The organism is Paenibacillus sp. 1-8 (assembly GCF_056316205.1).
This window is the reverse complement of record NZ_CM149995.1, coordinates 2,844,351-2,868,728: the sequence shown is the minus strand read 5'-3', so window position 1 is coordinate 2,868,728 and position 24,378 is coordinate 2,844,351. Positions and strand designations below refer to the sequence as shown.

At 46.6% G+C, this 24,378-nt stretch carries 12 protein-coding genes and 1 riboswitch; of the genes, 10 read left to right on the top strand and 2 right to left on the bottom strand.

The annotated features are described in order from the left end of the window. The first annotated feature begins 260 nt into the window (after positions 1-260). The 7 genes from thyA (at position 261) to AC0WRU_RS12925 (ending at position 18,707) form a co-directional block, all read left to right on the top strand. On the top strand, positions 261-1,055 hold the full coding sequence (thyA, locus tag AC0WRU_RS12955; protein WP_476124920.1) for a thymidylate synthase: 795 nt from the start codon (positions 261-263) through the stop codon (positions 1,053-1,055). Between the two features lie 21 nt (positions 1,056-1,076). After that, the gene (locus tag AC0WRU_RS12950) at positions 1,077-1,565 is read left to right on the top strand and encodes a dihydrofolate reductase (protein WP_476124918.1); all 489 of its coding nucleotides are present in this window, start codon (positions 1,077-1,079) and stop codon (positions 1,563-1,565) included. Positions 1,566-1,802: 237 nt separating this feature from the next. Next, positions 1,803-3,290: a glutamate synthase subunit beta gene (locus tag AC0WRU_RS12945; protein WP_476124916.1), complete on the top strand. Its 1,488-nt coding sequence runs from the start codon at positions 1,803-1,805 to the stop codon at positions 3,288-3,290. A gap of 783 nt (positions 3,291-4,073) precedes the next feature. Further along, positions 4,074-6,326 (top strand): type IA DNA topoisomerase, encoded by a 2,253-nt coding sequence (locus AC0WRU_RS12940; protein ID WP_476124914.1) that lies wholly within the window; start codon positions 4,074-4,076, stop codon positions 6,324-6,326. A gap of 360 nt (positions 6,327-6,686) precedes the next feature. Beyond that, positions 6,687-7,697, top strand: a complete 1,011-nt coding sequence (locus AC0WRU_RS12935; protein WP_476124912.1) for an aldo/keto reductase — start codon at positions 6,687-6,689, stop codon at positions 7,695-7,697. Positions 7,698-8,261: 564 nt separating this feature from the next. After that, positions 8,262-8,351: riboswitch (cyclic di-GMP riboswitch) on the top strand. 111 nt (positions 8,352-8,462) lie between these two features. Beyond that, positions 8,463-17,381 carry a non-ribosomal peptide synthetase gene (locus tag AC0WRU_RS12930; protein WP_476124910.1) on the top strand — a complete coding sequence of 2,973 codons (8,919 nt, stop codon included), beginning with the start codon at positions 8,463-8,465 and terminating at the stop codon, positions 17,379-17,381. Positions 17,382-17,408: 27 nt separating this feature from the next. Beyond that, the gene (locus tag AC0WRU_RS12925; protein ID WP_476124908.1) at positions 17,409-18,707 is read left to right on the top strand and encodes a hypothetical protein; all 1,299 of its coding nucleotides are present in this window, start codon (positions 17,409-17,411) and stop codon (positions 18,705-18,707) included. A 185-nt stretch (positions 18,708-18,892) separates the two neighbouring features. Here AC0WRU_RS12925 and AC0WRU_RS12920 read toward each other — a convergent pair whose 3' ends face one another. Further along, positions 18,893-19,657, bottom strand: coding sequence for an HAD family hydrolase (locus AC0WRU_RS12920; protein ID WP_476124906.1), 765 nt, complete (start codon positions 19,655-19,657; stop codon positions 18,893-18,895). A gap of 65 nt (positions 19,658-19,722) precedes the next feature. Then, positions 19,723-20,640: an ArsR family transcriptional regulator gene (locus AC0WRU_RS12915; protein WP_476124904.1), complete on the bottom strand. Its 918-nt coding sequence runs from the start codon at positions 20,638-20,640 to the stop codon at positions 19,723-19,725. A 440-nt stretch (positions 20,641-21,080) separates the two neighbouring features. Here AC0WRU_RS12915 and AC0WRU_RS12910 point away from each other — a divergent pair, with 440 nt between their 5' ends. The 3 genes from AC0WRU_RS12910 (at position 21,081) to AC0WRU_RS12900 (ending at position 24,377) form a co-directional block, all read left to right on the top strand. Beyond that, positions 21,081-22,238: an MFS transporter gene (locus AC0WRU_RS12910; protein WP_476124902.1), complete on the top strand. Its 1,158-nt coding sequence runs from the start codon at positions 21,081-21,083 to the stop codon at positions 22,236-22,238. 82 nt (positions 22,239-22,320) lie between these two features. Then, positions 22,321-23,046, top strand: a complete 726-nt coding sequence (locus AC0WRU_RS12905; RefSeq protein ID WP_476124900.1) for a phosphonate ABC transporter ATP-binding protein — start codon at positions 22,321-22,323, stop codon at positions 23,044-23,046. After that, the gene (locus AC0WRU_RS12900; protein WP_476124898.1) at positions 23,043-24,377 is read left to right on the top strand and encodes a hypothetical protein; all 1,335 of its coding nucleotides are present in this window, start codon (positions 23,043-23,045) and stop codon (positions 24,375-24,377) included. Before AC0WRU_RS12905 ends, AC0WRU_RS12900 begins: the two co-directional genes overlap by 4 nt. The last annotated feature ends 1 nt before the right edge of the window (position 24,378 follow it).

Genomic DNA, 24,378 nt, shown 5'->3' with positions numbered 1-24,378 from the left:
GTTCTTTGTCTCTTTTTGCATATTTTAGGATTTTCAGGACGTCCATGAAAATTCACACAGTAGATAGTCAATAAAGCGTAGTCCATGATAAACTAAATATAGATATGGGTGCAGAATAGCAGGTCTTTTCTAGATTAGAATTTGACACTGCGGGCATTGAATACTGGATAATGTCGTGAACGTGATACGTTTTTAACGTTTATATACGTTCGGATTTTATGAATGCCGATGTTTATTCATGCTTAAAGGAGAGAAATAAAATGCGCAATTACTTGGATTTGCTGGAGGATATATTGGAAAATGGAGTGAAAAAGGAGGACCGTACTGGAACGGGAACACTCTCTGTTTTCGGAAGACAACTCCGCTTTGATCTGGCCAAGGGTTTTCCCTTGGTGACAACTAAAAGAGTACATTTAAAATCCGTCATCCATGAACTACTGTGGTTCTTACGTGGAGATACCAACATTTCTTACCTCAAGGAGAACGGAGTTACCATTTGGGACGAATGGGCAGATGAGCAGGGGAATCTGGGCCCCGTATACGGATCTCAATGGCGTGCGTGGGAAACAACAGACGGACAACATATTGACCAGATTACAAATGTCATTGAAGCGATTAAAAACAACCCGGATTCCCGACGACATATCGTCAGCGCTTGGAATGTGGCTGAAATCGATTCAATGAAACTCCCGCCATGCCATTTCGTATTTCAGTTTTATGTGGCCGGAGGGAAGCTTTCCTGCATGCTGACCATGCGTTCAGTCGATACCTTCCTTGGTCTTCCTTTCAATATCGCCAGTTATGCATTGCTAACGCATATGGTTGCACAGCAGTGTGGTTTGGAGCCTGGCGAGTTCATTTGGTCAGGTGGGGATGTGCATATTTATTCAAATCACATGCAACAAGTGCATACGCAGTTGGAGCGTGATCCTTATCCATTGCCTCAGCTCAAAATCCTTCGTAAACCGGATTCGATATTTGATTATACGTACGAAGACTTTGCTTTTGAGAACTATGAATATCATCCGGGTATCAAGGCGCCTGTCGCAATCTGATTTTTGGGGGGGCTGTGAGTTATGAGCATTTCGATGATATGGGCTATGGCACAAAACGGCGTCATTGGCCGGGATAACAGTCTTCCTTGGCGCCTGCCGAGAGATATGGCATTTTTCAAGGAGCAGACCATCGGTAAAACCGTACTTATGGGGCGCAAGACGTGGGAATCCTTTGGCGGAAAAAGCCTGCCAAAGCGGCGTAACGTTATTTTGACCCGTGATCAGAGCTACCTGGCAGAAGGCGCAGAAGTGATCCATTCCCTAGAAGAAGGACTCCAATTGGCGGCGCAGGAAGAACTGATGATCATCGGCGGCGCGGAGATTTATTCACTGTTCTGGACACATGCTGATCGGCTAATCGTCACCAGGATTGATGAGAATTTCGAGGGAGATACGACTTTTCCTGAGTTGGATTGGAACGGCTGGTATGCAGTCAGTGAGACTCCAGGTGTCAAGGATGAAAGAAACCCGTACGACTACCGTTTTGTCGTTTACGAGAGGACGAAGTAAGATTGGGGTACATTTGACCTCGCTCATTTGAAAAATTAATGAACCATATAAAAAATCCTTTTGGCTGTTGATGCAGAAAGTTGCATAAGTTTTCATTACTTTTGCGCTGTATTGTGATACAATAAATCAAATTCAACGAGAATAGACCCTTTCATGATACAAACAGACAAATTCGAATTTGACTTAAGTTCGGATGGATGAACGGGGTTCATAAGCGAAGAGATGGGGGAACGTAACATGTCTACACCAACTGGATTTATGGAATACACACGACAGCTTCCTACAGACCGGGATCCGGCAGAGCGTATTAAGGATTGGGAAGAATTCCATAAGCATATGTCCGAAGAAGAGCTGCGTACCCAAGGGGCACGTTGTATGGACTGCGGAACTCCTTATTGTCATACGGGGATGGACATCATGGGAGCGACTTTGGGCTGCCCAGTTCATAATCTGATTCCGGAATGGAACAATCTCGTATATCGCGGTTTGTGGAAAGAAGCGCTGGATCGGTTGCACAAGACGAATAACTTCCCGGAATTTACCGGGCGCGTCTGTCCTGCACCATGTGAAGGCTCCTGTACGGTCGGCCTGATCGGGCAATCTGTTACGATCAAGACGATTGAGGAAGCTATTATCGAAAAAGGCTTTGAGGAAGGCTGGGTTGTCCCTAATCCGCCGGAGAAGCGTACAGGCAGACGAGTGGCTATTGTCGGCTCGGGTCCGGCCGGACTGGCTGCTGCTGCACAGCTTAATAAAGCAGGACACAGCGTAACTGTGTACGAGCGCGCGGATCGTGTTGGCGGGCTACTGATGTACGGCATTCCTTCCATGAAGCTGGACAAAAAGGTTGTTCAGCGTCGTGTGGATTTGCTGGAGGCGGAAGGTATTCAGTTCATTACGAATACCGAGATTGGAAAGGATATTCCTACCGATCAGCTTATTGCTGAGTATGATGCGGTTGTACTGTGCGGTGGTTCTACGAAGCCGAGAGAATTTAACATTGAAGGTAGCAATTTGAATGGCGTTCATTATGCGATGAATTATTTGAATGGAACTATCAAGAGCTACCTGGATTCCAATCTGGAAGATGGCAATTATTTGTCCTCCCAAGGTAAGGATGTTATTGTAATCGGTGGCGGTGATACGGGTTCGGACTGTGTGGCTACTTCGTTGCGTCATGGTTGTCGAAGTGTTACACAATTTGGTACGCATGCCAAAGCTCCTGTGGAACGTGACCCGATTGCCAATCCTTGGCCACAATTTCCGAATGTGTATACTCTTGATTATGCACAGCAGGAAGCGAAGGCGATATTCGGGGAAGATCCGCGTGAGTTCTCCATCATGACCACCAAGTTTGTAGGTGATGAGAACGGTAATTTGAAAGAGCTGCACACGATTCAAATTCAGCGTATTGTGGATGAAACAGGTCGCAAGATCTACCAGCCTGTTCCGGGTACGGAGCGCATATTCCCGGCACAGATCGCTCTCATTGCGATTGGATTCGACGGTCCTGAGCAAACAATTGTGGAGCAAATTGGTTTGGAAACCGATCGTCGTTCCAACGTTAAAGCACGTTACGGGAAATATGTTACGAATGTAGATAAGGTTTTTGCTGCTGGTGATATGCGTCGCGGCCAAAGCCTTGTTGTGTGGGCCATTAATGAAGGTCGGGAAGCCGCACGTGAGGTCGATAAATACCTGATGGGCGCTACCGTTTTGGTGTAGATACAGCTCTATATTAGTTACCAGTCAAAGCTCCATCCTCGGATGGGGCTTTGTTGCGTTCACGAGGATTGTCATGATCAGGGTTGTAAAATGCGAATGGATAACCATTGAGTTACGAAATTTTTCCGAAACAGCATTTATTATCATTGTTTTATAAAGTTTGTGAACTTAACGTTAAATAATATGACTTTATATGATTTCATAATCTTTATTTCTGTTTTCTACAGCGATCATAACATAAAAACAGGGGTGAAGTGTAGCTTTTTTATTGAATAATGAAATTATTTTGCGAAAATAAAGATGAAATTCAATTTTTATGTAATATAAAATAACATAAATATAACTCATTTTGTTATATGAAGAGTGATTTAAGTGAGACTTCATCTAAATCATCCATATAAGTCGAACTCAAAAAGGTATAGGGAAAACCGAGTAGGTGGAAGGGGCTATACAAGCGAAGTGGTGGCGATGGGAAGCATCATTCCTTCGCACAATGGTACTATAGTAACTTTTAAGTTCAGCTTATAAAGCTCTTTTACATGGCCTTATAGATAATGAAAGTAGCTACTATCATTTCATGGCTTCGTTAATCATCACCTGAGAGTATGATTGTATCTATGGTATAATACACGTATATTGTTGAAGCGCTAATGGACAAAGGAGCTTTCGCCAGGAGAAGGCTCCTTTTGCATGAGGCCCTGCCTGTATTTCATTTACCTCTCGTTTGTTACGTGTGAGTTAGGGAAGGGAAGCAGAAGGCCGTCAGGAAGGAATGGAATACGAATGAAGACGTTGATTATTGCTGAAAAACCGGATATGGGGCGCACCATTGCGGCTGTTATGGAGCCGAGGGCTAAAAATAACCGTACCTATCTGGAGGGGGAGAAATATATTGTAACTTGGGCGATCGGTCATTTGCTGGGTCTTGCTGAGCCGGATGCATACGATGCCAAGTACAAACGCTGGAATATTAAAGATCTTCCCATTATCCCTGAGCAGTTTAAAATTGTACCGAATCCGAAAACAAAGGATCAGTTAAAAATAATTGGTGAGTTGGCCAAACGCTGCAATGCAATCGTGAATGCTTGTGATGCAGGGCGAGAAGGGCAATATATTTTTGCGTTGATTCAACAGCAGTTAAAGCTTCGTCAGCCGGTCAAGCGACTGTGGATCTCAGATTTAACGGCAGAGAGTATTGCGGCAGGCTTCGAGCGCTTGCGAGATGCTTCGGAGTTTGAATTTCTGACTCAGGCTGCGCGGGCACGAAGTGAAGCAGACTGGTTGATCGGTATGAATGCCTCCAGAGCCTTTACAACACGGCATAATGCGTTGTTATCGGTTGGACGGGTGCAGACCCCTGTGCTGGCATTGATTCATGATCGTGAAAAGGAAATTGAGGCGTTTCAGTCTCAAACCTTTTATGACGTGTGGGCCGAGTTTAAGCAAGATCAGATCAAGTACAAAGGTGCGTGGCAGGGAGATCGGCTCACCAAACCGGAAGAAGCTGAGGCGATAGCAGCCGCAGTTCGCGGAAAAACAGGTAAAATCACCAAATATGATGTGAAGCAGACCAAGGAATATCCGTTCAAGCTGTACGATTTGACGCTGCTTCAACGCGAGGCGAATGCCAAGTATAGTTATTCAGCCAAAAAAACACTGGATGTAGCACAAGCGCTTTATGAGCGGCATAAGGTCATTTCCTATCCGCGTACTAATTCCAACTATGTAACGGAGCAAAATATAGACGGTATGCACAAGGCGCTTCGTATGCTGGGCACAGGTCCTTATGCTGATCTGGTACAGCAAGCGAACCCTAATTTGGTCCATAAACAGAATAAAGCTGTCTGCAATCCATCCCGTGTTGAGGATCACCATGCTATATTACCGACGCTGAAAAGACCGGGAACACTCAGCAAAGAGGAACAAAATGTATATGACCTGATAATCCGCAGGTTTTTGTCACATTTCTTCCCGCCTGCCGAATATAAAATGCATACCGTGATGACTCAGGTGGACAAGCATCTGTTCAAAACAAGCATTAAGGAACTTCTGTCCTTGGGCTGGAAGGTAGTTCTGAGCAAGGCAGATCAGGATAAAGGAAAAAAGAGCAAAGCACCGAAGAAAGAGGAAGAAGAGGAAACGGACGAATGGACGGACAAGAAGTTTGAGATTGATGCAGGTCGTCCGGTGGATTGCACTCGTGCCGAGATGAAAGAGAAAGCCACGCAGCCGCCTAAAAGCTACACTGAGGGCACGTTGCTTAAAGCCATGGAAAGCGCAGGCAAGCAGATGGAGAACGAGGAACTGCGCGAGGTTATGAAGGATGCGGGATTGGGTACGCCGGCGACACGTGCTGCCACGATTGAACGGTTGAAGAAGGTTGGCTACATTGAAATGAAGGGTAAAAAGATCCTCATTACGGATAAGGGTAAAATGGCTATTGACCTGATTCGTCATGCGGGGGTTGACCTGCTTGCCTCGCCGGAAATGACAGGTCAATGGGAACGCCGTTTGCATCAAATTTCCAAGGGGGAAGCTGCCCAGGAAAAGTTTATGGATAACGTTAAAAAGTTTACCTTATCCATCATTGACAAGGTGAGGCAGCAACCACCGGCTCCAGCAAACGCATTTGGTGAGGAAGCAAGAGGCAGACGCTCGGGTAGTAAGGTAGCCGCCCGTAGTGCAGGCGCAAGCAGCTCTGGCGTGAGGGCAGCGCGAGCTTCGTCCGCCGAGCCGTCGGGCACTTCGCCGGGCCAAAGGCAGACTTTAGGCAACTGCCCGCGGTCGAATTGCGGCGGGAGCATTATCGAAGGCCGCAAAGGATATGGATGCAGCCACTACAAGCAAGGCTGCGGCTTCGTCGTCTGGAAGGAATATGCTGGCAAGCAGATTACGGAAACGATGCTCAAGTCTCTGTTGACGAAGGGACAGACACAGTTGTTATCTTTTAAACGCAAGGATGGTTCGACCGTCAAAGCAAGAATTGTTCTGAATGAAGCAGGTACAGGGCAACTTAGCGTTCGTGAGGAAAACTGATACAGGTACAGAGTATGATTTTCGACAGCTTAAAAAAGAAGGCCTTTTCTAGCTGCCATCAGATGATTTCTGAATTCATCAGGAGTCATCTTTTTTATGTTTCGTACACCAAAATTCCCCATAAGAGATGATTCTATAACATTTTATTAAACATTTGTAAGCTTCCAACCGATAAAACAAATAAGGGTTATGCAAGAGTGTTTTTTTAGGTAGTTTATAAAGCAGACTCTATGCATAGCGTTCAAAAAACTTCCCAAAGCGGACTGTGCAAATCAGGAAGAAAAGTTGTGTTATGTGCTTTAAAACGTGAAGGCAATCGTTTCACATGAAAACTTTTTTACGGGAGATGATGGAAGGATCGTGGAAGAGAAAACGGTAAATGTGGCAGGCTCACTGCAATTACGCAAGCTGGGCAACTCGGATTTAAAGCTGTCACCGCTGGGGCTTGGGTGTTGGCAGTTCAGCAATGGAAAAGGGATAGTCGGGAAATTCTGGCCAGTGCTGCGGCGGGAGGATATACGGCAAATCGTTCAGACCAGTTTAGAAGGTGGAGTTAATTGGTTTGATACCGCCGAAGCATACGGTGGCGGACAGTCTGAGCAGCTACTGGCCGGCACGCTGAATGAGATCGGAGGACTGCTCGCGGAACAGGCGAATATCGCTACGAAATGGTGGCCTGCCTTTCGGACCGCAGGCAGTATCACAGCAACGATTGATGAACGTATTCGCCATTTGGATCAACGGACGATTCACCTCTACCAGGTGCATTCGCCTTACTCCTTTGCTTCGGTTGGCGCCGTGATGAATGCGATGGCTAAACTGGTTGCGCAAGGAAAGATTAAATATGTGGGCGTAAGCAACTTTTCCGCGCAACAAATACGTGAAGCCGATCGTGTGCTGCAAGAACACGGCCTTCGCCTAGTTTCGAATCAAGTGAAATACAGCCTACTCGACCGGAGAATCGAACAGAACGGAATTCTGGACACGGCCAAAGAACTCGGCGTGGCGATCATCGCATACTCTCCGCTAATGCAGGGGATCTTAAGTGGGAAATTCCATAAAAATCCTTCTCTGGTCAAGTCGATCAAGGGTCCGCGCAAGTGGACGGCGGCATTCCGGGATTCGGGGCTGCGGAGATCGAAGCCACTGATTGAAACATTGGAACAGCTGGCTCAACAATATAACGTGACGCCAACGCAGATTGCCCTGAATTGGCTGATTAACGCTCACGGAGAGAATGTATTTGCGATACCTGGGGCTTCAAAAGTACATCATGCCGTGGAAAATGTGAAGGCGATGCAGTTTACCTTGACAGTCGGTGAGATTGAGATGGTCAGCCACGTTTCCAACCAAGTGCTGAGATCAAAGTGATCATGGCTCAAATAGTGGAATATTCCGTTCTTCGGGGTGCTACGCTTTGTGACTAGACCTTGGATATATCCTCCGCAGTAAGCTTACTTGCTCTTAATCAGTTGGAGAGGGGGTTCCCTCTTGTTTTCCTGGTTTGATTTTGGCTTTCTCTTAAAAATGTTGGAAAAAGCACGTTTTACTCTTCCGAAGTTGCACTCCAACTGTCCTTCACTCCCCGTGTACACTCACGTCGCTATTTTCGGCGAAACATCGAATGCGAGAGAAGCTTTGAAACGTCATTTTTAGGTGGATCACAAATCCATCATTTTAAAAAAAGCTAAGCCGCTAAAGTTGTGCAGGTTGTTATCTCTGAATCTTGGGGGTGAGAAATTAAGTAATATGAACTGGAGTTGTCGGATGACAGGAATTTAGTGGCTTGCTGATGTGTTTTAATCAGCAGCTAACAACGTATTGTAAAACTATATCAAGGTAAATGTTTTGAGAACTCAAGGTCAGCTCCTACCGAATGCAGGAGGAAGAAGCATAAGAGCATGCTCAAAAGATGTAAAAATATACGAATGTATTTCCCGTTAATCGTAAACACCTCGAAAGTGGTGGACACAAAGCCATGGGTCTAAAGCTGGATTAAACAGCCATGATTGCCAGGTTGCCGAAGGAAACCGGGCGAAGTCTGCTGTCTGTTCCTGTGCTTTTATATATGGGAACAGGCTTCTTTTATTTGTAGGAGTAGAACGCATGAAATGATTAACAATAGGAGGTAATTTTATGCAAACGAGCGTAATAAGTGTCAAGGAGTATCCGTTAAGTTCCTATCAGAAAGATATATGGTTCGAACAGTGCATGTACCCAGCGAAGCCCATTTACAATATCGGTGGGTATGTTGAGGTTAAAGGAAACCTAAATACGGCTATTATTAGGCAGTCCATGCAGTTATTAATCAGGCAAAATGATTCCCTCAGTGCCCGTTTTATCGATAAAAAGGGAGAGCCTTATTTAACATTTTTGCCGGAAGCTGACTATGAAGTTCCGTTTCATGATTTCTCGGTGAAGGAAAACCCAAACTCTTTTTGCATCAATTGGATGAAGAAGGAATTTTTAAAGCCTTTTCAACCAGAGGACTTCTATTTTCAATTTGTTTTGTTGAAAGGTGCCCCGAACACATACTTCATTTTACTTAAAGTTCATCATTTGGTGATCGATGGATGGGGATTTGCTCTCTTAATCAGTCAAATGTTTGACAATTACAATAAATTGGCGCAAGGAAATGGCGAAATGAACAGAACGGTCTATTCCTATGCCGATTTTATTTCCGATAATCAGAATTATCTGAATTCTCCGGCCTTTTTAAAAGACAGGGCGTTCTGGCAGAACAAATATCTGACCATTCCCGAGCCTCTGTTGAGCAGAGGCATGGATATCGATGATGGTGACGGCGATTCCGTTTGGAGTGATCGGCGAACCTTAACTATAACCAAGGCGTTATACAATCAAATGATTGAATTTTGCAAGGAGGAAGGATGCTCGTCGTTCCATTATTTTTTAGGCATACTGTTCCTATATTTCAGCAGGATTTGCAATCGGAACGAAATGGTGATCGGCGTCCCGGTTTTTAATCGGAGCAAAGCGAAATATAAGCAGACTATGGGACATTTCGCCAACGTGCTGCCGCTGCGGATCAGCCCCGAGAAAGATATAAGCTTCAAAGAACTGATCAAGAGCATCAAACGTGAGCTTATGCAATGCTATCGTCATCAGAAAATGTCTTTCGGTGAAATTTACCGGGCGGTTTACGAGAATAGCAATGAGAAAGGCAAACTGTTTGATATATCGCTTTCTTTCGAAGAACAGGAAACGAGAGAAGCATTGATCGGCGCAGCAAGCCGGATTGTAAGTATGCCGCATCATCATGAAAGAAATGCACTCAATCTCCTGATATGGGGACAAGAAGGTGAAGCGGATGTAGCCGTTAATTTTGACTATCAGATACAGGCTTTTGAAAGATTCATCCCCATTGAGAACGTTATCTCCCACTTTGAATATTTATTTGCTCAAGTCATGGAGCAAAGTGAAACTCTTATTTCGCAAATCGAAATCGTGCCAGAGGAAGAAAGGAGTACGCTAGTTCGCGGTCTTAACCATACGGAGGCGGAATATCCGAAGGATCAAACGATCCACGGGTTGTTTGAGGAACGAGCGAAGCAAAGAGCAGATCATCTGGCTTTGGTCTGGGGAGAACAAACGCTGACCTACCGGGAGCTGAACGAGCAGGTGAATCGGCTGGCCATTGTCTTGAGAGAGCGTGGAGTGAAGCCGAACGATATCATCGCCATCATGGCGGAGCGTTCCATGGAAATGGTCATAGGCATCCTGGGAACACTCAAAGCGGGCGGAGCCTACCTGCCGATAGATCCGAATTATCCGGAGGAACGGATTCACTACATGCTGGAGGACAGCGGCGCGTCCATTGTACTGACGCAAAAGCATCTCCGGGACAAGCTCACCTATCACGGGGCCATCATGGACTTGGATGACGCAAGCCTGAGGTATATAGAGCTAGACCGTGCCAATCCGGAGCCAGTTAACAATCCGGAGGATTTGGCTTATATCATTTATACCTCGGGATCTACGGGGAAACCCAAAGGGGTCATGGTAGAACACCGGGGAATCATCAACCTCCAGCATTTCTTCCAGGAACAATGGGGCGTGGATGGATCGGACCGGATGCTGCAATTTGCCAGCAGTTCGTTTGATGCCTCGGTTTGGGAAATGTTCACGATTTTGCTGGGAGGTGGAACGCTGTATCTGGTTTCGCGGGATATTATTAATAATCTGAATGAATTTGCACGCTTCATGAACGAAAACCAAATTACGATTGCGCTGCTGCCGCCTACCTATCTGGCAGGGATTGAGCCGGACAGGCTGCCGACGCTGAAAAAACTGGTGACAGGCGGATCAGCGATTACCAAAGAGCTGGTTATGCGGTGGAAGGACAGCGTGGAGTATATGAACGCCTATGGTCCGAGCGAATCGAGCGTAATTGCAACCGCGTGGACGTACCGGGGAGAGGATATGGGGTATCCATCGGTACCGATTGGAAAACCGATTGCCAATACTCGAATTTACATTATGGATACACATCAAAAGCTGCTGCCGCTGGGAGCAGCCGGGGAAATGTGCATTGCGGGAGACGGATTGGCCAGGGGGTATCTGCACCGGCCGGAGCTGACGGCGGAGAAGTTTGTGGCGAATCCTTACGAGGCTGGAGAGAAGCTGTACCGGACAGGCGATCTGGTACGCTGGCTGCCGGACGGGAATATCGAATTTTTGGGAAGAATCGACGATCAGGTGAAAATTCGGGGCTTCCGCATTGAGCTGGGTGAAATCGAAGCGCAGCTAATGAAGCATCCGCTTGTCCGGGAAGTGGCGGTGATCGCGAGGGAAGACAAGCAAGGCGAGAAGTATCTGGCGGCGTATTTTACAGCAGAGGGCGAACCGGGAGCGGAAGAGTTGCGGGAACAGCTTATGCAGGAGTTGCCTGATTATATGGTGCCGTCCAGCTTTATGCAGCTGGATGACATGCCGATGACTCCGAGCGGAAAAATTGACCGAAAGGCATTGCCCGAGCCCGATCTGAGCGTGAATGCAACGGAGGAATACGCGGCACCGAGAGACAAAATAGAGGAGATATTGGCTGAAATATGGGAAAAAGTCCTGAAAGTCGAACGGGTAGGCATTAAGGATCACTTTCTGAATCTGGGGGGAGATTCTATTAAAGCCATCCAGATCGTGTCCAAGCTTCACGATTATAAGCTAAAGCTGCAACTAAAGGAGCTTTTTGACCATCCTGTGATTGAACAATTGAGTGCCTATGTACAATCTGTCGAACATACTGCTTTTCAAGGAATGGTAACAGGGGAAATTATGCTCACTCCCATCCAAAGCTGGTTTTTTGAGCAGCCTTTTGCAGCAAAACATCACTTCAACCAGTCTGTTCTGTTACATAGGAAACAGGGCTTTGACGAAAAGGTGTTAAGAAAAGTGTTCGATGGCTTGGTGGAACACCATGATGCTTTGCGTATTGTAGTGCGTGAGAAGGCGGGACAGGTGGTTCTGTTCAACCGGGGCACGGAAGGCGAACTATATTCGCTGGAGGTAAAGGATCTTACAAATGATGATATATATGATAGCTCCGTAAAGGAAGAAGCCGCCCAGCTTCAGTCCCGCATGGATTTAGAATGTGGACCTCTGATGCAAGCGGGCTTGTTCAAAACGAAAGACGGTGACTATCTGTGCGTAAGTATTCACCACCTGGTGGTTGACGGGATTTCTTGGCGGATTCTTTTTGAGGATATTTCTACAGGATACCGACAGGCGGAGAAGGGGGAAGAAGTCACATTCAGAGGGAAAACGGACTCTTTCCTGGCATGGTCTGAACAACTTTATACGTATGCCGGCAGCGGGGAGCTTCTGCAAGAAATCACGTATTGGTCCGAGCTGGAGCAGAATGAAATCAAGCCAATTCCCAAGGATCATTCCGTTCATGGCAGAAAATATATGGATAGCGATCATATCGAAATCGTGCTGGATGAAGTTGAAACCGCCAAGCTGCTTAGAGAAGTGAATAAGGCTTACAATACTGAAATCAACGATGTTCTTTTGACGGCATTGGGAGAGGCTATTCGGGAATGGACAGGAGAAGATAAGGTGCTTGTTAACCTGGAAGGACACGGACGGGAAGAAATCATTCAGGATATGGATATCAGCAGAACCGTAGGCTGGTTTACCGCCCAATACCCTGTGATTTTGGATATGGCAGGCGTCAAGAACGTGTCTTCCCGGCTTAAAGCCGTTAAAGAAAGCCTCCGGCGCATTCCGCAAAAAGGCATCGGCTACGGCATTTTAAAATACCAGACGTTCCCTCGGAACGAGGAAATCTTAAGGTTTAATTTGCACCCTGAGATCAGCTTCAATTACCTGGGGCAGTTTGACCAGGATATCGATGCCGATATATTTACCATCTCCGATGTTCTTGCCGATGAGACGATTTCACCCGACATGCAAAGACCTTACTGCTTGGACATTAACGGAAGGGTGACTGATGGAAAGCTGCGGCTGAGTTTCGCCTATCACAAGCACGAATATGAAAAGGCCACGCTGATCACAGTGGCAGAAGGCTTTAAGCGCAATCTGGAGCAAATTATCGAGCATTGCGTATCACAGGAATATACGGAACTGACAGCCAGTGATGTAAGTTCCAGCAACATTACGACGGCGGAGGTAGAAGAGGTATATCGCGCGCTGGGGGATTCTAAGCCCAATATCACGGATATTTATACACTGACCCCTATGCAGTCGGGAATGCTCTACCACTTTCTCAGAGAACAAAACTCTCATGCGTATTTTGAGCAAGTCGTAATCAGTTTGCAGGGTAAGATCGATAGAAGCTTGTTTGAGCGTGCTTTCCAGCAGGTGATTCAAAGACACGATATTTTGCGGACCGCCTTTGTTTATGAGAAGGTGGAAAAACCGGTTCAGGTCGTTTTAAAGGACAGATCGGCTGAAATGTTTTTCGAGTATATTTCCTTCTTGACGGAGGAAGAGAAAGAAAACTATCTCCAAGCCTATTTGGACAAGGATAGAGAAAAGGGCTTTGACCTCACCCGGGAGCCGCTGATCAGATTTGCCTTGATTAGAGTGAGTGCCGACAGCTACCGTTTCATTTTGAGTTTTCATCATATCATTATGGATGGATGGTGTCTTGGCATTGTATTTAAAGAGCTGCTGGAAATTTACAGTGCGCTTCATAAAGGAAGCATACCGCAATTAGGCACGGTGTATCCTTATCGTCAATATATTCAGTGGCTGGAACAAAGGGATGACCGGGAGACGGCGGATTACTGGGAGAATTATCTGACAGAGTACGAACAGCCAGCGCTGCTGCCTAAAATCAAAAGTGGTATAGCTAATCCGGGATACATTCAGGAGGAATACGATTTTACGATAAATAAGGAAATGAAGGCGAGTTTGGAGAGAATCGCAAGAGAAAACGGCGCCACGTTAAGTACGGTGATACAGGCCGTATGGGGAATCCTGCTGCAACGGTACAACAATACCCAGGATGTGGTGTTCGGAACGGTTGTCTCGGGAAGACCGGCAGAAATTCAAGGCGTTGAACAGATGGTAGGGCTGTTTATCAATACGATTCCTGTCAGAGTCCGGGCAGAGAAGGAAGAAAGCTTTTCAGCCCTGGTTGCCAAACTGCAGCAGGAGGCATGGGCATCGGAGCAGCATCACTATTATCCACTGGCGGAAATTCAGTCGCGGACCGCCCATGGAGGCGGATTGGTGCAAAACCTGCTGGCCTTTGAAAACTATCCGATAGAGGAAGCTGACAAAGGACAGGGTGACCACGGAACAGATTTGAGGATTCTGTCCACAAAGGTCTCCGAACAGACGAATTTTGATTTTAATTTCATTGTTGTGCCTGAGAACGATTTGCAGATTAAATTCCGCTACAATAGCTTGGTCTATGACAGAGGCTTTATGGAGCGGGTAGCCGGGCAGACTAAAATGATCATCCGTGAAATCATCCGTTGTCCAAAGATGAGGATTGAAGATATCGAGATCGTACCGGAGGAAGAGAGCAGCGTGCAGCTCCGTGATTTTAACCGCACGGAGGCGGAATATCTAAAGGATCACACGATTCAGGGACTGTTTGAGGAACGAGCGAAGCAAAGAGCAGATCACCCGGCTTTGGTCTGGGGAGAGCAAACGCTGACCTACCGGGAGCTGAACGAGCAGGCGAATCGGCTGGCCATTGTTTTGAGAGAGCGTGGAGTGAAGCCGAACGATATCATCGCCATCATGGCGGAGCGTTCCATGGAAATGGTCATAGGCATCCTGGGAACACTCAAAGCGGGCGGAGCCTACCTGCCGATAGATCCGAATTATCCGGAGGAACGGATTCACTACATGCTGGAGGACAGCGGCGCGTCCATTGTACTGACGCAAAAGCATCTCCGGGACAAGCTCACCTATCACGGGGCCATCATGGACTTGGATGACGCAAGCCTGAGGTATATAGAGCTAGACCGTGCCAATCCGGAGCCAGTTAACAATCCGGAGGATTTGGCTTATATCATTTATACCTCGGGATCTACGGGGAAACCCAAAGGGGTCATGGTAGAACACCGGGGAATCATCAACCTCCAGCATTTCTTCCAGGAACAATGGGGCGTGGATGGATCGGACCGGATGCTGCAATTTGCCAGCAGTTCGTTTGATGCCTCGGTTTGGGAAATGTTCACGATTTTGCTGGGAGGTGGAACGCTGTATCTGGTTTCGCGGGATATTATTAATAATCTGAATGAATTTGCACGCTTCATGAACGAAAACCAAATTACGATTGCGCTGCTGCCGCCTACCTATCTGGCAGGGATTGAGCCGGACAGGCTGCCGACGCTGAAAAAACTGGTGACAGGCGGATCAGCGATTACCAAAGAGCTGGTTATGCGGTGGAAGGACAGCGTGGAGTATATGAACGCCTATGGTCCGAGCGAATCGAGCGTAATTGCAACCGCGTGGACGTACCGGGGAGAGGATATGGGGTATCCATCGGTACCGATTGGAAAACCGATTGCCAATACTCGAATTTACATTATGGATACACATCAAAAGCTGCTGCCGCTGGGAGCAGCCGGGGAAATGTGCATTGCGGGAGACGGATTGGCCAGGGGGTATCTGCACCGGCCGGAGCTGACGGCGGAGAAGTTTGTGGCGAATCCTTACGAAGCTGGAGAGAAGCTGTACCGTACGGGCGATCTGGTGCGCTGGCTGCCGGACGGGAATATCGAATTTTTGGGAAGAATCGACGATCAGGTGAAAATTCGCGGCTTCCGCATTGAGCTGGGGGAAATCGAAGCGCAGCTAATGAAGCATCCGCTTGTCCGGGAAGTGGCGGTGATCGCCAGGGAAGACAAGCAAGGCGAGAAGTATCTGGCGGCGTATTTTACAGCAGAGGGCGAACCGGAAGCAGATGAGCTGCGGGAACAGCTTATGAAGGAGCTGCCTGATTATATGGTGCCGTCCAGCTTTATGCAGCTGGATGACATGCCGATGACTCCGAGCGGAAAAATTGACAGGAAGGCATTACCCGAGCCTGAATGGCAGGGAAGCGACCACACAGTCAGCAGCCCAAGAAATGACGTTGATTTGAAAATCCAGAAGGTATGGCAGGAGATTCTCGGCATGGAGTCGATCGGAATTGATGAGCATTTCTTTAGACTGGGTGGCAATTCGATCAAGGCGATTCAGGTGGTTTCGAGGCTGGCGCTGGATTTTGAAGTGGGCATTAACGACATCTTTCAATATCCGACGATTCGGGCCTTGGCGGATAACATTAAGTATTCCAAAGACAGATTAAAACAATTCGTGTACGCCTTACGGGAAGCGGCAGCTTCTGGGGAAAACGGCGTACCTGGTGTTGTCTGGAAAATGCGCGAGAGTCTCAAAGAATACCAAAAGAAAAATCAGGGTTATGAAAATATCGATCTTTCTGAACGGGCTGACTACCGTAATGTTCTGCTGGTAGGAGGAACAGGGTATCTGGGAATCCATATTTTGTTTCAACTGCTGCAAAATACGGAATATAAGGTGTATGTACCTGTTCGGGGAACGAGTGACAATGAGGCGCTGGAAAGACTGTGGGCGAAGCTGAAGTTCCATTTTGGTCTTGAGCTTGGGGAGAATGCCTGGGAAGACAGAGTGTGCGTGTTTTGCGGAGACTTAACCCAGGACTACTTTGGACTGAGCCGGGAGCGCTATGAGGATTTGGCCGGAAGCATTGATGCGATCATTAACTCGGCGGCAAATGTGAAGCATTTTGGACATTACTCGGAATTTCAGGCGGTCAATGTGGAAGGGAACGAAAGACTGATCAAATTTGCTGGCACAGGGAAGAAAAAGACCTACAATTTCGTTTCCACCACCAGCGTAGGTAGTGGCTGGATAGAAGACCAGAGCAGCATCATGTTCACAGAATATGATTGCAATGTCGAACAAAGCTCTGATAACTATTACGTTATGACAAAGCTCGAAGCCGAGAAAGAGATTGTTAAAGCAAGGCAACAAGGGCTTGATTCCAATGTGTTCAGAGTCGGGAACCTCGTATTTGATTCCAATTCGGGGATCTTCCAGGAAAATATCTCGGATAATGCATTTTATTCATTGGTAAAGTCGATGATCACACTTGGCCGGGTCCCCGCAATTCAAGATAAAACCATGAACTTCTCCTTTGTGGATGAGGTGGCCAAAGCAGTTGTACTCCTGTTCGACCGGAAAAATTTAATCAACGAAACCTATCATCTGTTTAACAGCCATCAGGTTAGCATGATATCTTTTTCCAAGCTTTTGAAGCAAGCGGATATAAATGTAAAGCCAATGCCAGTGGAGGATTTTACCGAATACATGTTTGAAAAATACGATGAACCAGAGACGGAGCAGGAGGTTGCCCGGATTCTTGTTCATTCCAACGTCTTCTTTGAGGGAGCAAGCAAAACGTTGTTCATGACGATGAACAAAAAGACTGATGGTATTTTGCAGGCGCTGGGGTTTGAGTGGTCCAGGCTGGACGGTCAAAAAGTGAAGCTGATGATGGATCATGTCAAAAAAGTAGGGTTTATGTAAAATAATAGAAGGGAGGGAGGGAGAAAAATGGATGCGATTAAACTGGCGAGCACCTACTTTTTCGGAACTGAAGATTATATTTTATCCAATTGCATAATCGCAACGGTTACTTTTAAAAGAAGAATCGACGCTGAAAAATTGTTTTCCAGCTACAGCTCACTCATCATGGACAATCCTTTGCTGCAAGCCAAAAGGGTGGAACAATTCGAAAAAGACACGTTTGTATGGGGGCGTTTTTCTCAGGAAGAGCTGGAACATTTTCTGGAGGCAGAAAAGGTGAAGCTTTCCCAATATTTTACGGAGGAGGAGGTACTGGCTCAGTACAGACCGACCAATGTCAGACTTCCGTTTCGTATTTACCCTATAAATGAATATACAATGATATTTGCGATGAACCATGCAGTGGCTAATGGGCTGAGCTTGGTTTTCTGGATCAAGAGATGGCTGGAATATTACTCAGGCGAACCAGATTCCGAGCCAGAAAATAAGGCGGCAAAGGGCGACGTCTCCAAAGACAGGCTGTTGCGTATGAAAAGAAGATTTTCCGCTTTTATGTGGATGCCGGTTTTTGTTGCAGGTTTTATGACCAGGGTTAGGGGAAAAGGGACAGGCGCTGGCGAAACCGTTGATTTGAGTTACGGCAGAAGGCCGGAGCAAGGCGGCGGTTATGTCAAAAAATCGTATAGATTCAGCAAAGAGGAGACTGGTGAGATTTTACGGCGATGCCGGAGCCTAAAAATGACATTAACCGAATACATCTGTTATCGAATGACTGATGGACTACTACAGCATGCTCCCGGCAAGCAACGCGTGTTTGTCTCCATGCCTATGGATTTGAAGTTTCTGCATAACTACTCGCCGGAAACTATGCACGGCAATTACGTCGCAAGCCTTCCAATGCAATTTTTCCGGGATGGAAATTTGGAAAAACAGGTGAAATCCGCGTTCAAATGGTTCAAAAGGGGGGTTCCTTATGCGTTGTCGCTCTTTTTTGCTTCGTTTTCCAATTCATATCGGAAATATAAACAACAGTGTCTTGAATTGGTTATGAAAACAATGCCTGAAAGATTCCCCCTGTGGAATTTTACCATCACCTTGTCCAATCTGGGAGTCATATCGTATCCGATTATGGAGGAATGGGTGGATACCATCTATTTTTCCATCAAAAACCAGTCGTTATTGCTCACAACGGCTACGCTTTCGGGATGTTTAATGATGGAGCTCAGCGTATTGGAGAATCTTTACGATTCGGAAGAAGTCTTTGGTCTTTTTGACCGGATTTTATCCGTGGAACCTTTGTTTGATGGTTATCCCCCTGCCAAGTAGATAAATAAAAAAAAACTAAGCAGCCAGCGCGTGCCGATACTTAATCGGCGCGCGCTGTTTGAATTTGACTAAAATCGTTGGTAGTTTTAAAAGTAAAAAAATATCCCCGCCAAGTTCTCTCTAGCCTCATGATACCATGTGGACTTTTTTGAGTGTCTACTTGAAGGGGATATTAGCGGTGCTATCTAGCCGAGAGTCCTTTTTTGTTGATGCAATTGAATGCTTTCGTGTATCACTCGGGGTACTTCTGTTAGCTTCTGTATCGTATACATTACGGAGTTAACGTTTTTTTGCAGCTCTACCATATTGTAAACCCACTCCTTGGCCTGCTTGAGGTATACAGCATGAATGCCTGTCGCAAGGGCGGGTGATACATCGGTGCGCAGAGAGTTACCAATCATCCAGGTGATGCTTCGATCAAAGCTATTCATCTGGATAATTTCCTCCAGAGCCTCGACATTTTTATGCTGACGAATGTAGATGCGATCATCAAAATAGTTAGCCAGCTTCATCTGTTCAATCTTCTTTTCCTGAATGACCTGCTCACCGCCGGTGTACAGATGCAGGGAATGTCCAGCTTTTTGGAGCGAATTTAACGTTTCGACCATCCCGGGATACGGTTCGATTTCCTGCTCGTACACACTTCGCCCAAGTGAGCGAAGCTCCAGCTCTTCCCGCAGATCGGTACGGCGTCCAAACTGTTCCGAAAAAAAGTGGTACGTATCAATCAAAGACTGTGGAAAATGCTCGCTGGCAAAGCCTACCTGATGCACTCCAGCTATATCAATTTCGATTTGCTTTTCACGAATTGTATTTTTCGTCAGGTTATGGGCTGCAAACCATTCCTGAAGCAACTCGAAAAAGTGGTTGAGAATAAGATCGAAATACTTATTACAGTGGACCAAAGTGTCATCAAGATCAAATAAAATATGCTGCTTCGGATACGACATGTTGCATGCTCCTTCCAAGCCAACGCTTTAACGATGTTCGGTTATAACTGAGGATACAGTTCAAATTACAGTCCGATATAGGATTCCAAAAATACCTGTAAATCAGCCGCTCCGTCGGGGCGAATGCAGAATTTTTCCTTGTGATAACGTCCAATATGGATACGGAGCAGACCAGCTACTCGTAAAATCATCATATCAGACATGAGTGTGTCTTCCAATCGGCTCAAATCATGACGCATATCTTCGAGGGATTTAGGGCCTTGAGCCACATAACGCAGAATCCGCAGACGTTGTGGGTCATTTACCGCCCGGGTCAGCCGAAGCAGGAGTGTAGGAGGTTCTTCCTCACTTTCTTCGGGAACGTCTACCGGATACTGGATCAGCAGCATACGGGTATAAAAACAGTACGAATTAATCGGACGATTATGGACGACCGGAAACAGAACAACGGTATCCAAATCTTCCATATGAGGCACGATCAGTCCGGCTGTAGCGTATTCAACCAGTGCTTCCGGCTCCATTTTGCTCAGCAGCATGCGTTTCTCTGCAGCATCTTCCTCTGCCAGCACACGCAGTTCGCTTTCCATGGCCCGGAAATAGTCCCGATCCCATAATTTGAGGAGAGGGGCGTACACCTTGCGAATGCGCAAAGATTCTTCAAAGGTTAAAAAAGGAACATGCGGTACAATCAGCTCGAACATGTCTTCATCCGGGCCGTTGTCCAAATAAGCGATATAATCGGATATTTCATCCGATTCCGGTCGAAGCAAAGCCCAAACATAAAGCGCGTCATAATCGCTAAAAGGGCAATCCTGCGCCGTAGTAAGCTCGGAGCGCACTTCGTTTTGCAGCCGTGCATCCACCTTGTCGATCCACTCGTGGCCCAAGTCCATGTCGTGTACCCACTTTTTGGTTACATAGGCCATAAAGCTGCCGAGTAATTCGTAAATTGGAGAAGTGTCTATTTTAATTTGATAACTCATGGAATCAAATGCCTCCTATTCTGTCTTCGAGCCCAGAGCGGTGAACGTAATTAAGCCCGTCCATAAGCACAACATGAGCCTTTTGAAATTGCTCACTTATTTATTATGGCTTGTTCTGCTGGGCATTGTCCACTATAATATATAATAGTGCGCTGTGACGTGATTCGGTTCGGATTGAACATACAAGGCTCCCTAACGATGCGGAGTCGGTTACTTATCAGACAGGCTTTCCGTAAAATCGTCATCTTAGATGGCGATTTTTTTCATCCTTTCTTTTATGCACTAAAAATACCGGAATTTGCATGTAGCTTGGTTGTGTGTGCGTGACTGCTATACATAGTAATAAGAATATCTATTTATTATGGAATAAAATCCAAATAATTCCTTAACATTCATTTTACTTATTGATATTTTATTATGTTATATCTGGAGGAAGCATAATGTCGTCGTCCATGCGGGTGCATTACTTTATCTTAATTGCGGTTATTGTTGTGGCCGGACTGTGTCAAGGGCTACTGCTGCCGATTTTGTCTATATCTTTGGAACAGATGGGAGTTTCTTCTTCGCTGAACGGAATGAATGCCGCAGCGTTGTATATTGGTTCATTTGCTATGACGCTGGTAGCTGAACGGACATTGGGATGGTTGGGCTTCAAAAAGCTGATGGCTGGAGGGCTCGTGCTTGTACTCTTTACGATACTGCTATTCCCGCTAATCCCCGATATCCGGGTGTGGTTCATACTGCGATTGCTAGTCGGAATCGGGGACAGTGCATTGCATTATTCTGCCCAACTGTGGATACTGCTGGTGACTCCGGCAGAGAATCGTGGGCGCAACATTTCTTTTTATGGCATGTCCTACGGTCTGGGGTTTGCATTGGGGCCGCTTGGATTGTGGTTACTTGATTACGGGATGCTGGTTCCATTTGCAGTGCTGGCCTTACTGTGCTTGCTCGTTCTGCTGCTGGTGCTCATCAAGCTGCCGGATTCCAGACCAGAAAAGCTGGAAACCGAGGCGCGTCCAGCACAAAGATTCCGGCGCAGCTATAGCTGGGCATGGTACGCGCTGCTGCCTGCATTTTTGTACGGTTATATGGAAGCCAGCCTGAACAGCAACTTTCCGGTATATGGTCTTCGCATTGGCTTTCATACCGATGAGATTGCCGCGTTGCTGCCCTTTGTCAGCTTAGGTGGATTAGTACTTCAACTGCCGCTAGGTATATGGAGTGATCGTTGGGGCCGTAAAAAGGTGCTTATAAGCGTAGGGATAGCGGGTGGATTGATCTTTATGTTGATACCGTGGAGCGGCAATCATTTTATGCTGACATTAGTATTGTTGGCGGTGGCAGGCGGTTTGGTCGGCTCCTTTTTCTCCCTGGGGCTGGCCTATGCCGCTGACTTGCTACCCAAATCGTTATTAGCCGCCGCCAATGTGCTGGCATCCTTTCATTTTAATCTGGGAAGTGTGATTGGACCTAACATTAGCGGGACGCTGCTGGACTATGGAACCCAAGGCAGCATGTTTCTGGTTCTTGGGGGCAGCTACGTCGTTTTTGGGTTGTTGGGATTGTTATTCCGAAAAAGAATATCGACGGCATAAAACTGCGGTTTGCATGGTATTTGTTTCACATTTACTATAAACTATAGACAGTATTGATGGCGGACAAAGGGGAATCACAAAGATGATCAGAATACAGAAGCTGACCAAGCAAGTGGGGCCTGAACGGACCCCGTTACTTCGCGGAATTAATGCTGAAATTCACCCGGGCGAACTGATAGCCGTAGTGGGACCGAGCGGAAGTGGAAAAACCACACTGCTGCGCTGTCTTGCTTTGCAAGAGCCATGGGAGGAAGGCAGTCTGATGGTGGACGGCCATGATGTGCTGAAATCCGGATGGACGGGCAAAATGAAAATAAAGCGGGAATGGGCATACCTGGAGCAAAATCCGCATTTAAATATGAATCGGACCGCTCTCAAAAATGTGCTGATCGGCAGAGCGGGTCAGACTCCATTATGGAGAATGGTGACCGGAATGGTGCGTTCTGACGATTATATGGGAGCAATGGACGTGTTGGAGGAGCTGGGCTTGCTGGATAAGGCCCATGACAAATGTGACAAGCTTAGCGGCGGTGAGCGGCAACGGATAGCGACTGCACGAGCGCTCGTTCACGGAGCCAAGGTTATTTTGGCTGATGAGCCTGTAAATGGACTTGACCCGACTTCAGCAGCTCATGTGATGGATACCTTCCGAAAGCTGTGCTCAGACGAACGGGTGACCGTAATCACCGTACTGCCGCTGGAAATGGCTGAACGCTTTGCTTCACGCATATGGGGATTGAACGGCGGCGAACTCGTATTTGATATTCAGGGCAGACGACTGACACAGGTGGAAAAGAACAAATTGTGAAGGGGACGGCAAGTGAAGTGAAAATGATGTTGTTGAGAATATTAACCGGTTGCTGTGCATCACTGCTCCTTGTTGGATTTTTAAGCGGCTGTAATGTCATTAGTGACCCGATTTCGCTGATGCAGTCACCGATGATGTCTGACGAGAAACAGCAGTTGAATGGTGCAGTGGTTACGCAGCTTGGAATGGTGCAGCCTCTGCGCCCGAATGACCCCGATGACCCGACGCCGATTCGTACGGGGGATCTGAACAATGATGGTACAGACGAAGCGGTACTTTTTTACGAAACGCCAGATGAAAGTGTAAAAATACACGGAGCGTTGTTCGAGGATCAGAACGGAACGTGGGTAAAGAAGCTGACGTTTGACGGAGAAGGTACTGTACTGGAGTCGTTCAAACTGGTTGATGTAACGAATGATGGCACGCTAGATATTGTAGCAGGCTTTTCCAGCGGGGATAGCGGTGATGGTAACGATCAGAAGGGACTTATCGTGTATTCTTATACCGGAGGAACTTTGGAGAAAATATATGCTACTGGTTATACGGACTTCGTCGTAGACGATTTTAATCATAACAAGATGGACTTGAACGGGGACAATTTGAATGACTTGACGATTATCACGCTGCGCCGTAATGAATTTTTCACGGTCAAAACATTTCAATTCAGCGGGGGAACGTTTAAAGAAATCGGTTCGCTGGATTTGGACAGTCAGACGCTTAGTATCTACAATGTCGTCGCTGGTAAGGTAGCCGATGGCAGGCAGGGTATCATTATAGATACCAAGATTGCCCAGACAACTACGGTGTCCAACGTTATTGTGATGGACCATAGCAAGCTCAAAAAACTTGATCTCATGGATGTGACCTTTAAGGATGCTACCATTACTAGCGGTGATGTGGATGGTGATGGCATTCTGGAATTTGGCAATCTGGAGAAGCCGAAAGGATGGTCCAACAGGCCGCTGGATGAAGTCCCGTATTTTGTCTCGTTCTATCAGTGGGATGGTGCAAAGGGAACGATTTTCAAACAGCAACAGTATCGCGACTCCAATGATCAGATCTATTTCAGACTACCGAAGGAACTGCACGGCAAGGTAACCATTGATCCGAAAGTATCAAAGAAGGACAGCTATTTGCGGTTCATTCTGGACAATACAGACAAAACGATTGCAGAAATTAAATATTTCTCGTTGTCGCAATGGGAGCGAAACAATGAAGGATATAGCCAGTTATGGCGAACCAATGCACAGGTGATTGGAATCAAGCGATCCAGTGAGCTGGAACCGCGTAAAACCATTAAAAACAAATTGGGGGAAAGGCAGGTAGAATAGA

Excerpts from the sequence above, each read along its gene's own strand:
- thyA (WP_476124920.1), top strand. The coding sequence starts at position 261 with ATGCGCAATTACTTGGATTTGCTGGAGGATATATTGGAAAATGGAGTG.
- AC0WRU_RS12950 (WP_476124918.1), top strand. The coding sequence starts at position 1,077 with ATGAGCATTTCGATGATATGGGCTATGGCACAAAACGGCGTCATTGGC.
- AC0WRU_RS12945 (WP_476124916.1), top strand. The coding sequence starts at position 1,803 with ATGTCTACACCAACTGGATTTATGGAATACACACGACAGCTTCCTACA.
- AC0WRU_RS12940 (WP_476124914.1), top strand. The coding sequence starts at position 4,074 with ATGAAGACGTTGATTATTGCTGAAAAACCGGATATGGGGCGCACCATT.
- AC0WRU_RS12930 (WP_476124910.1), top strand. The coding sequence starts at position 8,463 with ATGCAAACGAGCGTAATAAGTGTCAAGGAGTATCCGTTAAGTTCCTAT.
- AC0WRU_RS12925 (WP_476124908.1), top strand. The coding sequence starts at position 17,409 with ATGGATGCGATTAAACTGGCGAGCACCTACTTTTTCGGAACTGAAGAT.
- AC0WRU_RS12920 (WP_476124906.1), bottom strand. The coding sequence starts at position 19,657 with ATGTCGTATCCGAAGCAGCATATTTTATTTGATCTTGATGACACTTTG.
- AC0WRU_RS12915 (WP_476124904.1), bottom strand. The coding sequence starts at position 20,640 with ATGAGTTATCAAATTAAAATAGACACTTCTCCAATTTACGAATTACTC.
- AC0WRU_RS12910 (WP_476124902.1), top strand. The coding sequence starts at position 21,081 with ATGTCGTCGTCCATGCGGGTGCATTACTTTATCTTAATTGCGGTTATT.
- AC0WRU_RS12905 (WP_476124900.1), top strand. The coding sequence starts at position 22,321 with ATGATCAGAATACAGAAGCTGACCAAGCAAGTGGGGCCTGAACGGACC.